Below are 21205 nucleotides of genomic sequence, written 5' to 3' on the forward strand. Positions count from 1 at the left end.
TATATGTTATAGTGTGGTGCAGATTACAGCCTTCTATATTTGCCGAAAAATTTTATTATGCACAAGTTTATATTGATGTTCTTTTTTGCTATCACGATACTTTCATGTGGAACTGATACTGATGCAGGTGAATTTGTTGTTGGATCAGATTACTTAGCGGTCAACAACAAAGTGATTTTAATTGATACTGTTACAGTGGATATGGCAACAATAAATTTTGATTCATTGATTACTTCAAACAAAAGCAGAATTTTAGTTGGAAATTATGACGATCCTGTTTTTGGAAAAGTAAAATCAAACAGTTATTTTCAATTAGCTGGAAACTCATATTCTTTGAATTCAGGAGGTGGATCAGATACAGAAAATGTCAATTATGTTTTCGATTCGATTGCCATGATTTTAAAATATGATAATTACTATTATGGAGATACAACAAAAGTCCAGACGTTGGATATTCATAGAGTGATGCAAACAGTAAAGCCAAATTCTGAAGATGAGAATTTTTATAATAATTCTTCACTGACCTATAACAGTGAAAGTATCGGAAGCATTTCATACAAACCAAGACCAATCGAAAAAGATTCTATTACAATAAAAATGAGTGATGCATTTGGTTCGGCGCTTTTTCAAAAACTTAAAAAAAGAGAAATTACAGATTTTGATAGTTTTTCAGAATATCTCAGAGGACTTGTTATTGTTCCCTCAACTTCAAATTCATCGAGTATGATTGGTTTTCATGTGGGAACTAGTAAAGTACGATTGTATTATTCAAAATATCAGGCCGATACTGAGGAGATATCTTATGTCGTAGATTTTACAATTACAGATCCAGAAAGACAGTTCAATGCTATTTCGTCAGATAAAACGGGAACTTTGCTCCAGAATTTGCCTATTTCCAGTAGTAAATTATCCAGTTCGCTCACTGATCGGCAAGGCTTCATTCAGTCAGGAACTGGTGTAGCCTGCAGAATTGATTTTCCAAATATAAAACAATTGAAGAGTATTTCAGATAATGGTGCGATTGTCAATGCAGAACTTATTTTAAAGCCAGTAAACAATACGTATTCTTCTAAATATCCTCTAGCAGATTCTTTGTCTGTATTTGTAGCAGATAATCTAAACCGAATAAGTGCCTCATTAGTAAATTCTGCAGGAACAACTGTTTATGGTATTTTAAATAAAAAGAGTGATGAGTTCAATGAAGATGTAGGGTATTCAATTCCGGTTGGTAATTTTTTGCAGCGGGAAATGCTGAAAAAATCTGATGCAAGATCGTCTTTGATTTTAGCCCTTCCCGGAATTTATAAAACCGTAAATCGAATAGTCTTAGGCGATCAAAAGCATTTGAATAACAAAATTCAAGTGAAAATTTATTATATATCATATTAAATGAAAAGTAAAATAATTTATTTATGTGGCGCTATTTTATTGTCGCTGACTTCATTTTCTCAAAGTATTTCAAGTTCACCATATTCTCTTTATGGTGTTGGAAGCGTTTATGAGTCTGATTTTGGAATTCTTCCTTCAATTGGGTCATCAGGGATGGCTTTGCCTTCAGACACTTTTATCAATAACTTAAATCCTGCATCGTTAGGTTTTACTTCATTAAATCATTTTATGTTTGATATTGGAGGAAGAGCTATTGCAACAACTTATCAAAGCAGTTCTCGCTCAGAAAAAAGAAACAATTTTCAGTTTTCGCATCTGGCTTTTGCTTTTCCTCTAACTAAAAATTCAGGATTTAGTTTAGCATTACGCCCTTATTCAAGTGGTGCTTTTAAAATTTCAAATCTAAAATTGCCTATAGAAAATAGTCAGGAATATTACTATTTAACAGCAGTTGGGTCTGGAGGATTAAATAATTTTGATTTTTCATACGGATATAGATTTGGGAAGAAACTTTCTGTTGGCTTGTCTGGCTCAGTATTATTTGGAAGTACGGCCGATGAACGAAATTTCCTGATTCAAAATACACTCACAACAGTCACCAAAAAGACGAGTTATAACGGCCTTCGAGCAACACTTGGAGCGCAGTACAAAATTGATTCGACCTTTACAATTGCTCCAGTGATTAAATTGCCAGCTCAAGTCAAAGCGTCAAAAGTACAGAGTGTTGAAGTTATTGCAGATGAGGTGATTACAACTGTCCAGTCTAATGTAGCTTCAGATGTTGATGATTATTATATGCCTCTGGAAATAGGAGTGGGGTTCAGTAAACGCTTTAAGAATAATTTGAATATGACTTTAGACTATGAAAAAAGCTTTTGGAACGGAACCAATCAATCTGAGCTATACGGGAATTTTGTAAATCAGGATCGTTTTGCCCTTGGATTTACATATCGTGCAAAAAAAGATTTCCGAAAATACTGGGATAGAGTTCAATACGCAATGGGAGCCAATTTTGACAATGGTTATCTTGAAGTGGATGGAAAGCGCGTAAATAATGCTGCATTTTCCATTGGACTTTCTCTTCCGATAGAAAATACATTAACTACTCTGAATATCTCCTATTCATATGGACAAAAAGGAAGAATAGCAGATGATTTAATAAAGGAAAATTACCATAAATTGTCGTTGAATTTATCGTTAGACGGAATTTGGTTCGTCAAGCGAAAAATTGAATAACGTTAAAAATCCTTGTGAATTACAGGATATTTATAGTCTAAAATTGATTCTAACACTGCCGGATTTGAATTGACATAAAATTCAGGTGCGCTTTGTTTAAGTTCAGAAAAACCAACTTTCTCACGCAAAATATTTTGAGTCTGACGGGCCACCGCTTCTCCAGAATCTATGATCTGGATGTGGTCCGGCAGAATTTTTTTTATCTGAGGAATCAAGTATGGATAATGACTGCAACCTAAAACAAGATAATCAATATTGGCATCGATCATTGGCTGTAAGTAAGATTCTAACAGCTGAGTCATTTCAGGTGAGTTTAAATTTCCGTCTTCTATAAGCTGAACTAACCCATGACCAACTTGTTCTATTATAGTGGTGTGCTGAAACATTTCGGCAGTTTTGTTAAACAGTTCGCTATTTAAAGTTCCTTTTGTAGCTAAAATTCCAATAACCTGAGTTTTAGAATTATTTGCTGCTGGTTTAATAGCGGGCTCAATTCCTATAAATGGAATATCATAATCTGCACGAAGTTCTCTAATTGCATTTGTTGTTGCAGTATTACAGGCAACAACAATTAATTTACAGCCCATTTCAATTAATAAATCTGTATTCTTTTTACTGAGCGCTACAATTTCTTCCTTGGTTTTTTGACCGTAAGGTGCATTTTTGCTGTCTGCTAAATAAATGGTTTTCTCGTTTGGAAGGAGATTGTGAATTTCATTCCAGATCGAGGTCCCTCCAATTCCAGAATCAAAAACGCCTATAGGATTATTGTTTGTCATAATACAAATTTAGTATTTTTTGAAATAAATTGTTATTTGAATTTAGTTGAAATCCACGAATTATTTTCTTTTTTAATTTTAATTTATTGTAAAAAAAAACTGCTCAAACTTTTAGTGTTGAGCAGTTTTTAATAAGAAGAAATTCGTTTATTAGAATCCTAAATCTTTTTTAACATCAGCAGTAATGTTTGGACCATCAGCTAAGATAAGAGTAGAACCATCTAAAACATATTGGAAACCTTTAGCTTTTCCAACTTTTTGGATAGAAGCTTTCACTTTTTCCATAATTGGTTTCATGATATCATTATCTTTTTGTTGTAGTTCTTTTTGTGCATTGTCTCTGTAATCAACAATTCTTTTTTGCATATCCTGAACTTCTTTAGCACGTTCTGTGTTAACAGCTTCAGTTGCTGTAGTAGATTCAGTTTCGTACTTTTTGATTTTAGTTTGATATTCCTCAACCATTTTTTTGTATTCTGCGTCGTATGTACCACTTAATTTTTGTAGTTGATTTTGAGCATCTAGCATAGCAGGCATTTTCGACATAATCTCGCTAACATCAACATGGGCAACCTTAGCCTGTGCATTCATTGTGTTACTTGCGCCTAAAATTAAAACGGCAGCAATTAGTAAAGTTTTGATTTGTTTCATCATTTTTAAAATATTAATTAATTATTGGTCGTATTCGGTTTTTGTGTTTCGGCTTCTTTTGCTTTTTTAGCCGCTTCCCTTTCTTCTATTATTTTCTTTCTTCTCTCTTCTAACTCTTTTTTACGCTGTTCATACAGTTTTTGTCTTTCGGCTGCTTTGTCTACAGGTGGCTCAGTTGCTGCTGGTGAAGTTTCTGTTCCTCCTGCAGGTTTAGCTGTTGCATCAGTTTTACTGGTTTCAGTTGTTTTTGCTGCTTCTGTTGTTTTTGCAGGTTCAGAAACCGTGCCATTTTTTTTAGCTTCTCTTTCTGCCTGAATAGCTTTTCTTCTGTCGTCGTATTCTTTTTTCTTAGCTTCCTGCTCTAATCTTCTGTCTTCAATTAGTTTTTCTCTGGCAGCTCTCTTTTCGTCAAGTGCTTTTTGGCGATCAGCCATTGCTGGATTTTCGTCAATTTCATTTTCACGAGTTTCTTTGATTTCCTGATCTTTCAATTGTTTTTTAGTCAATTGCTCTCTTTTATCAGTTCTGTTCAAGACTCGTATAACCTGATCGCTTATATCAAATTTTTTATTGCTGAAAAGCATTGTCAAATCAGAAGATTTATCAAAAATAAAATCATAATTTTTAGCTTCTGCAATATCTTGCACCGCAGTAAAAACCTGATCCTGGATTGGTTTGGCTAATGCCATCTTTTGATGAATTAGATTTCCATCAGAGCCAAATTGCTTCTGCTGATAATCCATCATCTCCGTTTCCATGAATTTTATTTCTGTTTCTCTTTCATCAATAAGTTCTTTCGTCAAAAGCGCTTTTTCAGCTTTTAAACTTTCTTTCAGTTTATTTATTTCTATTTTTTTGGATTCAATCTCTTGTTTCCACTTTTGAGCCTTTAGCTCCAATTGAGCTGTTGCCTCTTTATAGTCAGAAACGTTTTCAAGAATATACTCCATATCGATGTAGCCAATTCTTGTCGTTCGTGTCTGTGCCTGACTTGTATTTGCTACAATCAAGGCTAAAAATAAAAATAAAAACTGTTTTCTCATAACATAACTTTATTGATGATTTTTAACCAAACGCTAATTGTCTAAAATTGTTGTCCAATAATGAAATGAGTTTCCCATCCATTTGCTTTATTGGTAACAGAATTAGGCAGAGCATCGAAACCGTAACCGAAATCAATCCCTAATAATCCGAATGCCGGCATGAAAACACGTAAACCTACACCTGCAGAACGACTCAAATCAAACGGATTATAATCCTTAAATGTTGGATATGATGAACCTGCCTCTAAGAAAGTCAATGCATAAATTGATGCTGACGATTTTAATGTAATAGGATAACGTAATTCCATAGAGAATTTGTTATAAATTGTTGCTCCAATTTGCTGACCTGCTGCATTTGTTGGAGTCAATGATCCATTAGGATAACCTCTTAGACCTATCGTCTCTCTACCGTCCATTGAGTATTGCGCCATTCCGTCTCCACCTAAATAAAAACGCTCAAACGGTACAACACCTCTTGATTGATCGTAAGCTCCTAAGAAACCAAACTCTGTCAGGGTTCTTAAAACTAATTTACCATAAACTTTAGTATACCAGTCTGCTTTAAATTTAATTTTATAATACTCTAACCAATTGTATTTCTTTTGATCGACCTTAGCAACATCTGTATCAGCGCTTGCATAGTCAGATCCAACACTTACATATCCAGTTTTTCCATTAACTGTTTCTGTTTTTACATAATCGCCCGTGTTTAATGGTTGACCATCTACTCCAGAGTCAGGTGCTCCAGTATATTGTGTTTTGTATTCTTTTTGGTTTTCTAGATCTCCATATTTAATTCCGTTAAATAAAGAATATGGAGGTGTTACTTTTGCTGAAATACTAAATTCCGAACCATAAATTGGGAAAATAGGATTTGTTCCTTTATTATTTCTTGTAAGACCAATAGTATAAGCAAGATTTCGTGATGCTCCATTACCAAATGTAAACAATCCAGTGTAATAATTATTTAAGTCATAGTGCTGGTAACTTACAGATTGTGATAATACAAAGAAATCATCAGGTACTTGTAAACGTTTTGCTAAACCAACTTGTACTGTAAAAATATTAAAACTTTTGCTTTTATCAACAGTTCTTGTTGCATAATTGTTATTGAACTGTTTACTGTAGGAAATCGCAGAACTAAATTGTACTGGTTTTTTCCCGCCAAACCAAGGTTCAGAGAATGATAAACTATACGTTTGGAAGTAGGTACTTCCTTGTAAACGAAGTGCTACTTTTTGACCATCTCCCATCGGAAGCGGTTTGTATGACTCTTTGTTAAAAATATTTCTTGCCGAGAAGTTGTTGAACGAAAGACCTAAGGTTCCAATAAAACCACCTCCGCCGTAACCACCCTGAAGCTCAACCTGGCTAGATCCTTTTTCAACAAGTTGATATTCGATATCTACTGTTCCGGCTCCGGCATCAACATTTCTAAATTCTGGTTTGATAGATTCCGGGTCAAAGAAACCTAACTGACCAATTTCACGAATTGTTCTAACTAATTCTTCTTTACTGTATTTGTTTCCAGGTTTAGTTCTTAGCTCACGGTAAATTACGTGATCATTTGTTTTGTCGTTTCCAGTAACATATATCTTGTTGAAATAAGCAATAGGACCTTCTGTCACTCTAATTTCAAAATCAATTGTGTCGTTTACTGTTTTTACCTCTACGGCATTAATATTAGAGAATAGGTAACCATTGTTTTGGTACAAGTTTGTAATATCTTCTGCATCTGGTTTTGTTTTATCAGCAATACGTTTTTCAAGTAAAACTCCGTTGTAAGTTTCTCCTTTTTTGATTCCTAAATAACGGTGAAGAAGCTGATCAGAATAAACAGTGTTTCCTAAAAATTTAATATTTCCGAAATAATATTTGTTTCCTTCTTCTACATTAATTTTAATGGCAAGCATATTCTTCTGCTTGTTATAAGTCACAGAATCATAGATAATACGTGCATCACGATATCCTTTTTCTTTATAAGCAGCAACTACTTTTTCTAAGTCGGTTTTGTATTTTTCAGGTATGAATTTTGAAGCTTTTAAGACACGTAGGACATTCTTTTGTTTTGTGTCTTTCATTGCAGCTCTTAATTGAGTATCAGTAAGTTGTTGGTTTCCGATGAAGTCAATGCTGCTAATTTTTACCTTATCACCCTTGTCAATTCGGACAAGCATATTTACTTGGTTTCCGGCAAGAGTGTCAGGTGTATTTGTAATGATAACTTTTGTGTTATAGTAGCCTTCTTTTTTGTATTTATTTTCAATGTAATTTTTCGTTGTCGTAATTAAGTTTTCATTGACAATTTTATTTTTTGTCAAATTATTGTCCTTAATAAGTCCTTCGACTTTGCTTTTCTTTACACCAACGATTTTAACTTCGTTTAATTTAGGAAGTTCTACGATATCTAAATCCAGATAAATACTGTCATTTTCTACCTTATTTACATAAAATGCAATTTCATCAAAAAGGCCAAGTTTGCCTAATTTTTTAATTGCGCTACTGATTTCTTCACCAGGAACTGTTATTTCCTGTCCTTTTTGAAGGCCAGAAAAGGTGACAACTGTTTGTTCATTGAAGCTTATTTTACCAACAACAGAAACTTTAGCAAGAATATATTTTTTTCCTTGATCAAAAGGAACTCGATCTTGTGCTTTTATTTGTGAAAAACTACCCAAAAGTAGTAGGGTAAGGACTATTTGTACTCTTTTTTGTAACACTAAAAAATTATTTAATTTGTTCACTGGTTTTTCCAAATCTACGTTCTCTTTTTTGATAACTAATGATAGCCTCATATAAATCTTGATCTTTAAAGTCTGGCCACAAGACATTCGTAAAATACAATTCTGCGTAGGCTATCTGCCACAGCAAAAAGTTACTTATTCTATGTTCTCCACTTGTTCGTATTAATAAATCTACGTCTGGTAAATTTTGCGTGTAAAGATGCTCATTTATAATTGAATCGTCAATAGTGTCTAATGAAATTATATTATTTTTAACTTTATCGCTGATGATTCTCACGGCATTTACCAATTCTTCTCGCGATCCGTAACTTAAAGCCAATGTAAGAGTGAGGCGTGTATTGTTTTTGGTCTTCTCAATAACATCTAAAAGTTCCTTTTGGGCTGATTTAGGTAATTTTTCAAGATTTCCAATTGCATTAAGTTTTATGTTGTTTTCTTGTAAAGTAACAAGCTCTTTTTTCAATGAATTGATTAATATTTTCATTAACGCTTCAACCTCTAATTTTGGGCGATTCCAATTTTCTGTTGAAAAAGCGTATAGCGTTAAATATTCGATGCCGAGTTTGGCACAGTTGGTAATTGTTTTTTTTACTGATTTCGTTCCGTTTTCATGACCAAAAGCACGTAAAAATCCTTGTTGTTTTGCCCAACGTCCGTTTCCGTCCATAATAATGGCCAGATGTTTTGGTAAGTTTGAGCGATCTATAGAGTCTAGTAAATTCATTGTATTATTCTGCGCAATAGCACGGTTTTTGTCCAAAGGTATACGTTAATGTAATTCCAGAAAAGACATACCAATCGTTATTATTTAAATTTCCAAAACGCAAATTCGAAAAATTGCTGCTTGACGGATTACTTCCATCAATATTGTCAGTAAAAGTATAGCGGGCACCAACTTCTGCTCCTATAACAAAATGAGGTGTTACATTCGATTTAATTCCCAAAGTCATCGGAATAGCGATCGAACTCGAGGTTTTGTACTTTCTCGTTTCTCCTCCATTTATGTATAAATCATCGTAAAAAAAGTAACTTAAACCTGAATATATATAAGGAGTAAATTTTGTATGATAATCATGTAGGTTGAAATCAAAAAAATTGAATTCTAAACCAGCCGAAAGTTCTTTGATGTTGTTTCTAAAGCGATATCCTCTTTTGCTTCTACCTGTCTCATCTGAGTCCAAATCATTTCCGGCAACTGTTGATTGTGTATAAGAAAAGCGATACGCATGACGCGGACTTTTATTCCATTTGTACAATACGCCAAAAGCCAGTTTGTCTGGATTGATATATGTCGTACTTCCGACGTCTCCAACAAAGTTGCTTCCACCTAGAAAAACACCAATCTCATTGATCTGAGCATTTAGTGTAATAAAGGGGAAAAAACATAACAATAAATTAAAAATTTTCTTCATTTAATTCAAAATTGCGTGCAAATATAATAATTATCGATACGAATCAACGTTGCTTTGATTAAATGTGCTTTTTTTTCAATTTACATTATGATTTTGAGACATTTAATGCGGATTCGATACATGCAGAACGAGAAAAAGTGGTATTATCGTATAGTCAGCCGTCAGAAAAAGACTTAATTTCTTTTGTCTTCTCCCCAAAGCAATTTATTTCTCAAAGTTTTCAGGAAAGTTTCGCCTGGAATCTCTACCATTTTGATTTTGTAATCTGTTTTTTTGATTTTTAAGATAGATTCGTTCTTTACAGATGAAATTCTGGAATCTAAAGAAACTAAATATTGATCTTCTCTTCCTGTAACTCGTAATGTTATTTCAGTGTCATCAGGAATCACAAGAGGGCGTGCCGTTAAGTTGTGTGGCGCGATTGGTGTGATAACAAGACTTTTTACATCTGGTGTTAATATTGGCCCGCCACAACTTAAAGAATAACCTGTAGATCCGGTTGGCGTGGAGATAATTAGGCCATCAGCCCAATAGGAATTTAAGTATTCGTTGTTTAAATACGTTTCTACAGTAATCATCGAAGTAGTGTCTTTACGGCTGACAGTAACTTCGTTCATTGCAAAATTTAGTTCCTTGAAAGCCTCATTGTTTGGTTCAGAAGTTAAACCAAGCAAAGTTCTTTCAGATGTTGTGTAGTTTTGATCAATAACATATTGCAATAAACCGTCTATGTTTTCTTTTTGAACTTTGGCAAGAAATCCTAATCGACCCGCATTAATACCTAAAAGAGGAACGCCTGAATTACGTACTAAAGCGGCAGATCTCAAAACGGTTCCGTCGCCACCAATACTGATCAGCATTTCAAAACTATTGTCTAAAATCGTACTCGACGAAAATGTTTTATAGTCTTTTTTTACGAGTTGTTTTTCATAAAGCATCTGAAGAAAATTTTCCTCAATAACGATTTCAACATTATTGGAGGTTAAAAACGAGAAAATGTCTTTTATGATTGGCTCGGTGCTGTTTTGATAATATTGTCCGTAAATGGCTATTTTCATTATTTTTTAAATTAGATAATTTGTCAATGTGTCAATTAGATAATTTGCAAATGTGAAAATTGTCTAATTAACTAATTTCCTCATTGGCACATTCGTAATTTATATATTAAGGTATTTGTCTAAATAATCAGAACGTTCTTTAAGGCTGTTGATATAAGCATCTTCCTGATGTTCAGAAATAATTTCATAATTATATCGTCTGAAAGTCTGAATGATTTCATTCATTGGCCCAACACCGATTTTGACTGTAATCTGAACATTTTCCAAATCGGCTTCAGAAATAAAACAGCCCAGGATTTTTCCGTTATTGCTTTCCACAATCTGTGTTACCTGACCCATAGAATAATCCAAAAGGCCTTTTTGAACAATTATAATACCTCCTTGTTCTTTTAGAAATGGAGTTTCCTGAAAGAATCGCATGATATCTTCCATTTCATAGTATCCAATATATTCGTTGTTTTCATCCAATACCGGAATTGTATTAGTATGATTTTTAGCAAAAACCTCTAAAACGTCAAGCCAGATCATCGATTTTCGGGCAAAAAAACGTTCTAAAGTATATTTGTAGTCAATTGCTTTTTTATCTGTATCGAAAGTTTCAATATCGTCAGCGGCAATACTTCCTATAAAGATTCCGTCTTCTAAAACCGGGAAATGTGAAAAATCGACATCAGCAAAAAAGTCCTGAACAGATGCTATCGTTTCCAGGCTATCAATCGCTCTGAAATCATTGGTGATATAGTTTGTAATTTCTGTCATAAATCAATTGAAGATATTTCCTTGCAAAATAATCAAAAAATACCAAAAACTACGACGTTTTACTTTGTATTTTTGTCATTACAAATATAGTGTTACTAGAATTAATTATCTATTTATATGACAAAGTTAAGTGTAAATATCAATAAAATTGCAACCTTAAGAAATGCACGTGGCGGGAATGTTCCTGATTTATTAAAAGTAGCTGCCGATATTCAGAAATTTGGAGCTCAGGGAATCACCATTCATCCTCGTCCAGACGAGCGCCATATTCGTTATCAGGATGCTCGCGATTTAAAAGCAATTGTTACAACTGAATATAATATTGAAGGAAATCCACAGCATAATTTTATTGATTTGGTTTTAGAATGCAAACCAGATCAGGTTACTTTAGTTCCAGATGCTATTGGAGCAATTACATCTTCAGCAGGTTGGGATACAATTAAAAATCAGGAATATTTGACAGAAGTAATTCAGGAATTTCAAAGAAATGGAATCCGAACTTCGATTTTTGTTGATCCGGTTTTGGAAATTATTGAAGGAGCAAAAAAAACTGGAACTGACAGAATTGAATTATACACCGAGGCTTTTGCGCATCAATATAGTTTAGGGAACGAAAGAGGAATTGATTCTTATGCTGAAGCTGCAAAACTGGCAAATGAATTAGGTTTAGGAATCAATGCCGGACATGATTTGAGTTTGGATAATATCAAATTTTTCAAAGAGAATATTCCAGGTTTGCTTGAAGTGTCAATAGGGCATGCTTTAATTTCTGAAGCACTTTATCTAGGTTTAGATAATGTTGTAAATATGTATTTGAATAAATTGAAATAAATCTTCAAAGTAAAAATAAAAGTATGCTTTACTCAAAAATAGAAGGCGAAGGAAAACCATTTGTTATAATGCATGGATTTCTGGGAATGTCAGACAATTGGAAAACACTCGCAGGACAATATGTAGAAGCTGGATTTCAGGTTCATATTTTAGATTTAAGAAATCACGGACGTAGTTTTCATTCCGATGAATGGAGTTACGAAGCAATGGTTCAGGATGTGTTCGAATATTGCCAAGCAAATAATTTAACGAGAATTGATATTCTTGGACATTCGATGGGCGGAAAAGTAGCAATGCTTTTTGCAACAACTCATCCCGAAATTGTAGATAAATTAATTGTGGCAGATATTGGTCCGAGATTTTACAAACAGCATCATCAGGATATTTTGGCAGGATTAAACGCTGTTGATTTTTCAGTAAAACCAAGCAGAGCTGATGTTGAGGAAATTGTAGCGCAATATGTTCCTGATTTTGGGACACGTCAGTTTTTGTTAAAGAATTTATATTGGAAAGAACCAGGACAATTAGCTTTTAGATTTAATCTGGAAGTTTTTAATAATAATCTGGATGCAATTGGAAAACCTTTGGCAGAAGGTCTGGTTTTTGATAAACCGACACTATTTATCAGAGGAGGAGAATCGGGCTATATTCAGGATGAAGATATTGATGCGATAAAAGAACATTTCCCGAATTTAAAATTAGAAACGATTCCAAATGCCGGACATTGGCTTCATGCCGAAAACCCTAAAATGTTTTTTGAAATTACGGCGGGGTTTTTAAAAGAATAGCACTTTTGATAAAAAATTATTATTTTTAAATTAAATTTTAAACCTGAAAAACTATGAAATTATTACTCAGACTTCTTGTTACAGCTGCTTTGGTTTTGTTATTATCTAACCTTTTAACGGGGGTTGTGGTTACTAGTTTTGGAACAGCTGTAATTGTTGCAGTAGTTTTAGGCTTGCTGAATGTTTTTATAAAACCTATTTTAGTAGTGCTAACATTGCCGGTAACTGTTGTTACATTAGGTTTGTTTTTACTTGTCATAAATGCTTTAATGATTTTGGCTTGTACTAAAATTGTCGGAGGTTTTGCTGTCGATTCATTCTGGACGGCCTTAATTTTTAGTGTTATTTTGTCAATTCTGCAATCTATCACCTATAAGATACTTGGAGACGATAAATAAAGTAAATTGAGCAGATTAAAACTGCTTCTAATACAATAGATTAAAAACTTGGTTGGGTTGCAAAAATTTTATAATTTTGCAACCCAATTTTATTATGTAAATTAAAGAAGAAGATGGATATTAAAAGAGTAGCAATAGACGCTGTAAACGAGACAATTGTTATGAACGTTGTTCATATGGATTATAAAGGTCAAGTGGCAAAAAGAATCAATGAAAAATTGCCTTTGGCTCAAGTAAAAGGATTTAGAAAAGGACAAGTTCCTAAAGATCTTGTTGAAAAACAATACGGAAAAGGTATTAAGCAAGAAGAAATCAAGAAAGTAGTTGACTTGGCTTTAGAGCGTTTCATTCAATCTGAAAGACTAAACCTTTTAGGAACTCCTCTTGCTAAAGAAAATGAAAACCTTGACTGGGATGCAGAAGAATTAACTTTTGAATTCGAAATTGGTTTAGTGCCAAACTTCGAAATTGATTTAGAAGCTAAAAACAATATCGTAAAATATATCGTTACTGCTGATGATAAATTAATCGACGGACAAGTTGAGCGTATCCAAAAACAATTTGGAAAAGCAATTCCTCAGGATAAAGTTGAAGCTGATTCAGATTTAACTGGAACTTTCACAAACGAAGAAAAAGGAATCAACAATACAACTACAATTTCTGTATCTACTTTCAACAAAAAAGCTGGAGATAAATTCATCGGTAAAAAAGTTGGAGACGTTGTTACAGTTAGCACAAAAGGTTTATTCGAAGACGATCACCAATTAATGGATTACTTAAAAGTAGCTCATGATGACGTTCACGGTTTAGATATCGAAGTAAACTTTACTATCGAAGCTATCAACGGTGCTGAATTAGCGGAATTAAACCAAGAGTTATTTGATAAACTTTTTGGTGAAGGAAAAGTAGCTTCTTTAGAAGATTTAAAATCTAAAATTAAAGAAGATGCTGAATCTCAATTCGCACAACAAGCAGATCAAAAATTATTATTAGATGTTCAGGATTTCTTGATCGAGAACACTAAATTTGATTTACCAGCTGAATTCTTGAAAAAATGGTTGCAAACTGTTGGAGAGAAAAAACTTTCTGCAGAAGAAGCTGAAGTTGAATACGCAAGATCTGAAAAAGGTTTACGTTTCCAATTAATCGAAGGAAAAGCATTAGCTCAAAGCAATATCCAAATTACATTTGAAGACTTGAAAGAGTTTACTTCTGGTGCTATCAGACAACAAATGGCTCAATTTGGACAAACAAACCCAACTGACGAAGAAGTTCAAGGAATCGTGGCTAGAGTTTTATCTAACCAAGAAGAAGTAAAAAGACTTTCTGAGCAAGTTGTAGCAGCTAAAATGTTAGATATCTTCAAAGAAAAAGCTAACCCAACAACTAAAGAGGTTACTTACGAAGAATTTATCGCTGCGTCTTACGGAGAATAATTTCTAAGAAAACAATTATATTGGAGCGTCAGGATTTTTTTCCTGACGCTCTTTTGTTTTAATTTATTTTTGATTACTTTTCAGGAGCTAATCCAGCTATCCGTTACAAGTTTTTTCATTGCTGCCTTTTTTTGTAAGGCATAAAAAGAGCTTCCGTTGGTCGCTTTTTTCTACCAACAAAAAATAGTTGCCATTTCAAAAAACTTTTCACTGCTATCTGGGCTAGAAATAAGACAAATTGACATCCTTTTTAAAAAGGTATGACCTTTGCGGAGAATAAAAAGATATACACCAAATAAACGTAAAACAGATACATATGAACTACGGTAAAGAATTCAAAAAATTTGCTACAAAGCACCAAGGAGTAAACGCAATGTATTATGATAAAATCATAGCAGCGATGAACCCAACAAACATGACTCCATATATTATCGAAGAGCGCCAGTTGAACGTTTCTCAATTAGACGTTTTTTCAAGATTAATGATGGACAGAATTATCTTTTTAGGAACAGGTATCGATGACCAAATCGCTAATATCGTTCAGGCGCAGTTATTATTTTTAGAAAGCGCTGATGCTTCAAAAGATATTCAAATTTATCTAAATTCTCCAGGAGGAAGCGTTTACGCAGGATTAGGAATTTATGATACAATGCAATTCATTAAACCTGATGTTGCAACAATTTGTACAGGAATGGCAGCTTCTATGGGAGCAGTTTTATTATGTGCAGGAGCAGCAGGAAAACGTTCAGCATTACCACACTCAAGAGTAATGATTCACCAGCCATCTGGAGGAGCACAAGGTGTTGCAACAGATATGGAAATCAACTTACGTGAAATGTTGAAATTGAAAGATGAATTATACAACATCATTTCACACCATTCAGGACAAACTTTTGACAAAGTGCACAAAGACAGTGAGCGTGATTACTGGATGATTGCAGATGAAGCAAAAGAATACGGAATGATTGATGAAATATTAAGAAGAAGCTAAAAATTAGTTTTAGGTTTCATGTTTCAAGTTGCTTTGGCGAATCCGGAACCTGAAACTTTAAACTTTAAACAAAAAAATATTAAGCTGTAAGGAGTTAAGTTTTAAAGTTTTAATTAAAAAGCTTAGAAACTTAGTATCTTTGCAGCTTAGTAACTTAAATAAAGAATGGCAAAAGTAGTATTAGAATGTTCGTTTTGTGGAAGAAAAAAGCCAGAAACTAATTTATTGATTGCGGGTATTAATGCACATATCTGTGATAAGTGTATTGAACAAGCACACGGAATTGTATTAGAAGAATTAAAGTCTAGCGGAAATGCAAAACTTATTGGGGACTTGATTTTAAAGAAACCAAAAGAAATCAGAGCTTTTCTGGATCAATATGTTATTGGTCAGGATCAGACAAAAAAGGTTATGTCGGTTGCGGTTTACAATCACTACAAACGTTTAATGCAACAGCAATTAGATGACGAAGTTGAGATTGAAAAAAGTAACATTATCATGGTTGGTCAAACCGGAACTGGAAAAACATTGGTAGCAAAAACTATCGCAAAAATGTTAGACGTTCCTTTGGCAATTGTTGATGCGACGGTACTTACAGAAGCTGGATATGTTGGTGAGGATGTCGAAAGTATTTTGACACGTTTACTACAAGCAGCAGATTATGATGTAGCTAAAGCCGAAAGAGGAATTGTATTTATTGATGAAATTGATAAAATTGCCCGTAAGAGCGATAATCCGTCAATAACTCGTGATGTTTCTGGTGAAGGTGTACAGCAAGCTTTATTAAAATTATTAGAAGGAACAGTTGTAAACGTACCACCAAAAGGAGGACGTAAACATCCTGATCAGAAATTTGTTGAAGTTAATACTCAAAATATTTTGTTTATTGCCGGTGGTGCTTTTGACGGAGTAGAACGTATTATTTCAAAACGTTTGAATCGTCAAGCAGTTGGTTATTCAACTTCTAAAAATGTCGATAATATTGATAAAAACAATTTATTGCAATATATCATTCCAAAAGATATTAAAGACTTTGGTTTGATTCCGGAGATTATTGGTCGTTTGCCAGTATTGACGCATATGGATCCTTTAGACAGAGAAACTTTGCGTGCAATTTTGACACAGCCTAAAAATGCATTGGTAAAACAATATCAGAAATTATTTTTAATGGATGATGTTGAATTTAGTATTACTGATGAAGCATTGGATTTTATTGTTGATAAAGCTTTAGAATACAAATTAGGCGCTCGTGGATTGCGTTCGTTATGTGAAGCTATCTTAACAGATGCGATGTACGAATTGCCAAGTTCTGATGATACAACTTTGACAATCGACAAAGAATATGCAGAACATACTTTGAGTAAAAACTTATTGAAGCGTATGGAAATTGCTTCATAAATTTTATACCACTTTGTCAAAGTTTAAAACTTTGACAAAGTTCACGATTAAACCTGTTCATTTATTTTGAACAGGTTTTTTTTATACATTTAAATAAGTTTTTCCTTTCAGATTTAATGTACATTGTAAGCATGAAAAATATGATTTTTGTAATTGGTTTAGCGTTGTTTTTATCTTGTAATCAAAAAGATAAAAAAGAAACGATGGTTTCTAAAAATGAAAATAAAACTGAAATAATTGGAGAACCCAAAAACCGAGTCGAAGTTGATTACAGTAAATTTTACAAAGAGGCAAAAGAGTATACGCTTCAAAATAATTTAAATAAAGATAAATTTATCTTGATCGATTTGAGTTTGCATTCTGGTTATAAAAGATTTTTTATTTATGACTTTAAAAAGAATACAGTTATAAAATCTTGTATGGTTAGTCACGGCTGTGGCGATAATAGATGGGGCGCGACAACAACAAAAGAAAAAGTCCAGATCAGTAATGAATTTGATTCACATTGTTCTTCGCTGGGTAAATATGTTATTTTAGATCGAGGCGTAAGTCAATGGGGAATAAAAGTTAATTACATTTTGCAGGGAAAAGAGAAGACCAATTCAAATGCGAGAAATCGTGCAATCGTTTTGCATTCCTGGGAGGCAGTTTCTGAGAACGAAGTTTATCCAGAAGGAACTCCTGAAGGCTGGGGTTGTCCGGCAGTTTCAAACGAAAGCATGAAAGAAATCGATGAACTTTTGAAAACGAACAAAAAAGTTCTGATGTGGATTATTAAATCCTAATTTACGGATGTCATGAAAACGAAACTTCTCGTTTAGCCCTGATCGAAGCGGCATCCTTTTACTGTCTCGTTTTTTTCTAACGAGACAGTAAAAGATATAGTGGAGAGCAGGACAGAATTTCTCTTGAAACGAAATATTTCTGCTCCTAAAAAAATTACTGAACTCTAAATTTCTCTCTGTATTCAATAGGTTTCATTCCGACCATTTTATAAAACACTTTTCGGAATGCTTTTGGATCATTATAACCGGTTTTTTCGATAATTTCTGAAATTGAAAGCTGTGTCTGTTCTAAATATTTTTTTGAACTTTCGACTCTAATATTTTGCAGATATTCAATCGGTGGAATTCCGGTTACTTGCTTGAATCTGCGTGTCATATTTCGAGCGCTGGTTGGAATATCTTTAGTGATTTCTTCTAGTTTTTCAATTGAATGATATTGGCTTTCGATTTTTTGCTGCAACATCGCGACTAAAGTGTCGTTGTGCAAATGATTTGGTCTAAAAGTGCTAAAATAACTCTGTTTGTATCGATTCAAGTCGATTGAGAAAATTTTGGCGATTTGAACTGCAATCTCGTTTCCGCAATATTTCTGAACCAAAAGAATCAATAAGTGAAATGTTGAGGTTGAGCCACCACTGGTATATAAACTTCCATCGGCTGTTAAAGTTTCTTCAGGTTTTAATTTTACTAACGGAAAAGCCTTTGTAAAAGCACTGCAGGCGTCAACATGCGTTGTTGCTAATTTTTCATTTAATAATCCAGAAGCGGCAAACAAAAAAGCTCCGGTACAAAAACTGGCTAATTCAGCTCCGTTTTGATGTTGCTTTTTTAACCACGGAATAAAATCTTTATTCTTTGCAATCATTTCGCTCATATTATCTGTGGTAAAAGCCGGAATCAAAATCAAGTCTAAAGCAATGTCTGAATTTTCAATAGCATGAACTTTGTAGCCAAATAATTGTTCCTGAGTAATTTGTCTAGCCGATTGGAAAACCATAATTTCGAAAGGTTTTTCATGTTCTTTAGTCAATTTATTAGCCGTTTCAAAAACTTCTAAAATAGCTGCTATGCTCAACAATTTATAGTCGTGGGGCACAATTAAACCTGTTTTCTTGTTCATGATTTTTTCTTTTTGAAAGATTTACATTCTTACAAAAGTAGATAATTTGTCTCAAATGACCCTAAAAATGACTTTTTATGTAACTTTAAGTTAATCCTAAAATTTTAAATTTGTTTTTATTAATTTGTAATTTTATAAAGATGAAAACAAAGATATTCTTAAATCTTGCGGTAAAAGATTTAAATAAGGCGATTTCCTTTTTTACTGAAATTGGCTTTTCAGTCAATTCACAATTCACAAATGAAAAAGGAGCTTGCATAGTTATTGACGAAAATATTAATGTAATGATTTTGGTCGAAGAGTTTTATAAAACGTTTACCAAAAAGCAAATTTGCGATACGGCTACAACTAGCGAAGTTCTTATTTCAATTTCTTTGGACTCTCGCGAAAAAGTAGATGAAATGATAGAAAAAGCGATTAAAGCGGGTGGAGTAGATTATATTCCGGCGAAAGATTATGGATGGATGTATCAAAGAACTTTTTTAGATGTTGACGGACATCATTGGGAAGTTTTCTATATGGATGAAAGCAAAATACCAAATGAGATGTAATCAATTTAATTGAACAATAATGATAACAGTTCAAAATATAATTAATGCATCAATAGAAAAGGTTTGGGATTTTTGGATTACACCAAAGCACATTGAAAACTGGAATACTGCTTTTGATAATTGGTATACAAGTTATGCTGAAAATGATTTGAAAGCGGAAGGAAAGTTTAGGTATGAAATGACATCAAAAGACAAAAAAGAACATTTTGATTTTGAGGGAATCTATATAAAAGTCGAAAAGTTTCGATTAATAGAATACAAACTTTCGGATAACAGAATTGGAAGTATTCATTTTGAGGATTTTGGAGAAAGCGTAAAAATCACTGAAATATTTGAGCCAAATAAAACGGATTCTGAAAGCATGCAAAAGCAATGGTGTCAAGATGTAATTGACAACTTTAAAAAATATACAGAAAAATTTTAAAACTAAATTTAATATATAATGATAACAATAAAAAGCACAGTTAATGCATCTGCAGAAAAGGTTTGGAAGTTTTGGAATACGCCGGAACATATTACAAAATGGAGTTTTGCTTCTCCAGACTGGCATACGCCTTACGCAGAAGCTGATGTGAGAGAAGGAGGAAAATTCAAATCGACAATGGCGGCAAAAGACGGAAGCATTAGCTTTGATTTTGAAGGTGAATTTACTTTGGTGAAACCAAATGAAGCGCTTTCGTATGTTATGGCTGACGGAAGAAAAGTTGAAATTACTTTTACCCAAACGGCAGAAGGTGTTGAAATCGTTGAAAGTTTTGATCCCGAAACAGTAAATCCTGAAGAAATGCAGCGTGCAGGCTGGCAGGCGATTTTGGATAATTTTAAAAATTATATTGAGAATAATTAGTTTTTTTAGGTGCAAAGTTTCAAAGGTGCATAGATTCAAAGATTATAATACAGATTAAACTTAGAATTGACTTACATAACTTATATGTTTTAAAATAAATTGTTTAACACAAAAAAATCAAAAAAATGACAAAACAAATATGGTTGAATTTGCCTGTTAAGAATATTGCAAAAGCGAAAGATTTTTTCTGGAAAATAGGTTTTTCGTTCAATGAACAGCACGATACGCCAAGTTCTACTTGCATGGTGGTTGGTGAAGGACATTTTGTAGTGATGCTTTTTGAAGAAATGCTTTTTTCAAGTTTTTCTCAAAATGCTCTTACAGATACAAAATCAAGTTCTGAGGTTTTGATTTCAATTGATGCCGAAAGCAGAGAAGAAGTTGACGAATTAGCCAAGAAAGTGACTGAAGCCGGCGGAACTGTTTTTGCACAACCAGAAGAAAGCCAAGGCTGGATGTATGGCTGTGGATTTGCAGATTTAGACGGACATCGCTGGAATGTTTTGTTTATGGATTTTAGTAAACTATCGTAGTTATGGAAAAATTGGAATTTAAAATTAGAATTAAAGCTCCTTCTCCAAAAGTTTGGGAGGTTTTATGGAACGATGCCACTTATAGAGAATGGACGGGCGCTTTTTGCGAGGGTTCGTATGCAATAAGTGATTGGAATGAAGGCGACAAAATACATTTTATGTCACCAAGCGGCGAAGGAATGAACAGCATTATCGAAACTAAAATTCCAAATGAATATATGGCTTTCAAACATATAGGAGAGATCAAAGATTTTAAAGAATTGCCTCTTGACGAAGAAACCAAAAAATGGAGCGGAGCAATGGAAACCTATAGATTAAAGTCAGATAATGAATTCACTGATTTGACGGCTCAAGTCGATGTTGTCGAAAAGTATATTGATTATTTTAAAGAAGCTTTTCCAAAAGGTTTAGAGAAAGTAAAAGAATTAGCAGAGAAATAGAATAGAGAGAATCAAA

At 33.4% G+C, this 21205-nt stretch carries 23 protein-coding genes; 14 read left to right on the plus strand and 9 right to left on the minus strand.

Features of this window, described 5'->3' with window-relative positions; all coding sequences use genetic code 11:
* Window positions 1-57: 57 nt before the first annotated feature.
* On the plus strand, window positions 58-1389 hold the full coding sequence (locus tag FN795_RS09770; protein ID WP_244289965.1) for a DUF4270 family protein: 1332 nt from the start codon (window positions 58-60) through the stop codon (window positions 1387-1389).
* Window positions 1390-2625, plus strand: coding sequence for a PorV/PorQ family protein (locus tag FN795_RS09775; protein WP_142450425.1), 1236 nt, complete (start codon window positions 1390-1392; stop codon window positions 2623-2625).
* A 2-nt stretch (window positions 2626-2627) separates the two neighbouring features.
* On the opposite strand, the gene murI is transcribed toward FN795_RS09775, so the two are convergent.
* The 8 genes from murI to FN795_RS09815 all read right to left on the minus strand — a co-directional run bounded on the left by murI (window position 2628) and on the right by FN795_RS09815 (window position 11071).
* Complete coding sequence (murI, locus tag FN795_RS09780; RefSeq protein ID WP_142450426.1) at window positions 2628-3404, minus strand: glutamate racemase; 777 nt, start codon at window positions 3402-3404, stop codon at window positions 2628-2630.
* 150 nt (window positions 3405-3554) lie between these two features.
* Window positions 3555-4058: an OmpH family outer membrane protein gene (locus FN795_RS09785; RefSeq protein ID WP_193745234.1), complete on the minus strand. Its 504-nt coding sequence runs from the start codon at window positions 4056-4058 to the stop codon at window positions 3555-3557.
* 14 nt (window positions 4059-4072) lie between these two features.
* A complete protein-coding gene (locus tag FN795_RS09790; protein ID WP_142450427.1) occupies window positions 4073-5098 on the minus strand; it encodes an OmpH family outer membrane protein in 1026 nt (341 codons plus the stop codon).
* A 41-nt stretch (window positions 5099-5139) separates the two neighbouring features.
* A complete protein-coding gene (locus FN795_RS09795) occupies window positions 5140-7893 on the minus strand; it encodes a BamA/OMP85 family outer membrane protein (protein ID WP_167498071.1) in 2754 nt (917 codons plus the stop codon).
* Complete coding sequence (locus FN795_RS09800) at window positions 7826-8566, minus strand: isoprenyl transferase (RefSeq protein ID WP_142450428.1); 741 nt, start codon at window positions 8564-8566, stop codon at window positions 7826-7828. The genes FN795_RS09795 and FN795_RS09800 overlap by 68 nt, the downstream gene beginning before the upstream one ends.
* Before the next feature lie 4 nt (window positions 8567-8570).
* On the minus strand, window positions 8571-9254 hold the full coding sequence (gene porG / locus FN795_RS09805) for a type IX secretion system protein PorG (protein ID WP_142450429.1): 684 nt from the start codon (window positions 9252-9254) through the stop codon (window positions 8571-8573).
* 173 nt (window positions 9255-9427) lie between these two features.
* Entirely contained in the window at window positions 9428-10312 is an 885-nt protein-coding gene (locus FN795_RS09810) for an NAD kinase (protein WP_142450430.1), read from the minus strand.
* A gap of 99 nt (window positions 10313-10411) precedes the next feature.
* A complete protein-coding gene (locus FN795_RS09815; protein ID WP_142450431.1) occupies window positions 10412-11071 on the minus strand; it encodes a CBS domain-containing protein in 660 nt (219 codons plus the stop codon).
* 117 nt (window positions 11072-11188) lie between these two features.
* Between FN795_RS09815 and FN795_RS09820 the strand changes: the two genes are divergently transcribed.
* From FN795_RS09820 to FN795_RS09850, 7 genes are all read left to right on the plus strand, one after another.
* Window positions 11189-11902, plus strand: coding sequence for a pyridoxine 5'-phosphate synthase (locus FN795_RS09820; protein ID WP_142450432.1), 714 nt, complete (start codon window positions 11189-11191; stop codon window positions 11900-11902).
* Between the two features lie 23 nt (window positions 11903-11925).
* Window positions 11926-12690 carry an alpha/beta fold hydrolase gene (locus FN795_RS09825; RefSeq protein ID WP_142450433.1) on the plus strand — a complete coding sequence of 255 codons (765 nt, stop codon included), beginning with the start codon at window positions 11926-11928 and terminating at the stop codon, window positions 12688-12690.
* Between the two features lie 53 nt (window positions 12691-12743).
* On the plus strand, window positions 12744-13088 hold the full coding sequence (locus tag FN795_RS09830) for a phage holin family protein (protein ID WP_081909381.1): 345 nt from the start codon (window positions 12744-12746) through the stop codon (window positions 13086-13088).
* A 113-nt stretch (window positions 13089-13201) separates the two neighbouring features.
* Entirely contained in the window at window positions 13202-14524 is a 1323-nt protein-coding gene (locus FN795_RS09835; protein WP_142450434.1) for a trigger factor, read from the plus strand.
* Window positions 14525-14840: 316 nt separating this feature from the next.
* Window positions 14841-15515: an ATP-dependent Clp endopeptidase proteolytic subunit ClpP gene (clpP, locus tag FN795_RS09840; protein WP_142450435.1), complete on the plus strand. Its 675-nt coding sequence runs from the start codon at window positions 14841-14843 to the stop codon at window positions 15513-15515.
* Window positions 15516-15680: 165 nt separating this feature from the next.
* Window positions 15681-16913, plus strand: a complete 1233-nt coding sequence (clpX, locus tag FN795_RS09845; protein ID WP_142450436.1) for an ATP-dependent Clp protease ATP-binding subunit ClpX — start codon at window positions 15681-15683, stop codon at window positions 16911-16913.
* 131 nt (window positions 16914-17044) lie between these two features.
* The gene (locus tag FN795_RS09850; protein WP_142450437.1) at window positions 17045-17698 is read left to right on the plus strand and encodes a murein L,D-transpeptidase catalytic domain-containing protein; all 654 of its coding nucleotides are present in this window, start codon (window positions 17045-17047) and stop codon (window positions 17696-17698) included.
* A gap of 154 nt (window positions 17699-17852) precedes the next feature.
* Here the strand turns inward: FN795_RS09850 and FN795_RS09855 are convergent, their stop codons facing one another.
* Window positions 17853-18818: a GlxA family transcriptional regulator gene (locus FN795_RS09855; protein ID WP_142450438.1), complete on the minus strand. Its 966-nt coding sequence runs from the start codon at window positions 18816-18818 to the stop codon at window positions 17853-17855.
* A gap of 140 nt (window positions 18819-18958) precedes the next feature.
* On the opposite strand from FN795_RS09855, the gene FN795_RS09860 reads away from it, so the two are divergent.
* The 5 genes from FN795_RS09860 to FN795_RS09880 all read left to right on the plus strand — a co-directional run bounded on the left by FN795_RS09860 (window position 18959) and on the right by FN795_RS09880 (window position 21189).
* Window positions 18959-19369, plus strand: coding sequence for a VOC family protein (locus FN795_RS09860; protein WP_142450439.1), 411 nt, complete (start codon window positions 18959-18961; stop codon window positions 19367-19369).
* A 19-nt stretch (window positions 19370-19388) separates the two neighbouring features.
* Window positions 19389-19793: an SRPBCC domain-containing protein gene (locus FN795_RS09865; RefSeq protein ID WP_142450440.1), complete on the plus strand. Its 405-nt coding sequence runs from the start codon at window positions 19389-19391 to the stop codon at window positions 19791-19793.
* A gap of 18 nt (window positions 19794-19811) precedes the next feature.
* Window positions 19812-20216, plus strand: coding sequence for an SRPBCC family protein (locus FN795_RS09870; protein WP_142450441.1), 405 nt, complete (start codon window positions 19812-19814; stop codon window positions 20214-20216).
* Window positions 20217-20341: 125 nt separating this feature from the next.
* The gene (locus FN795_RS09875; RefSeq protein WP_142450442.1) at window positions 20342-20749 is read left to right on the plus strand and encodes a VOC family protein; all 408 of its coding nucleotides are present in this window, start codon (window positions 20342-20344) and stop codon (window positions 20747-20749) included.
* 2 nt (window positions 20750-20751) lie between these two features.
* Window positions 20752-21189: an SRPBCC family protein gene (locus FN795_RS09880; protein WP_142450443.1), complete on the plus strand. Its 438-nt coding sequence runs from the start codon at window positions 20752-20754 to the stop codon at window positions 21187-21189.
* Window positions 21190-21205 lie beyond the last annotated feature (16 nt).

Source organism: Flavobacterium resistens, assembly GCF_900182645.1.
GTDB lineage: Bacteria > Bacteroidota > Bacteroidia > Flavobacteriales > Flavobacteriaceae > Flavobacterium > Flavobacterium resistens.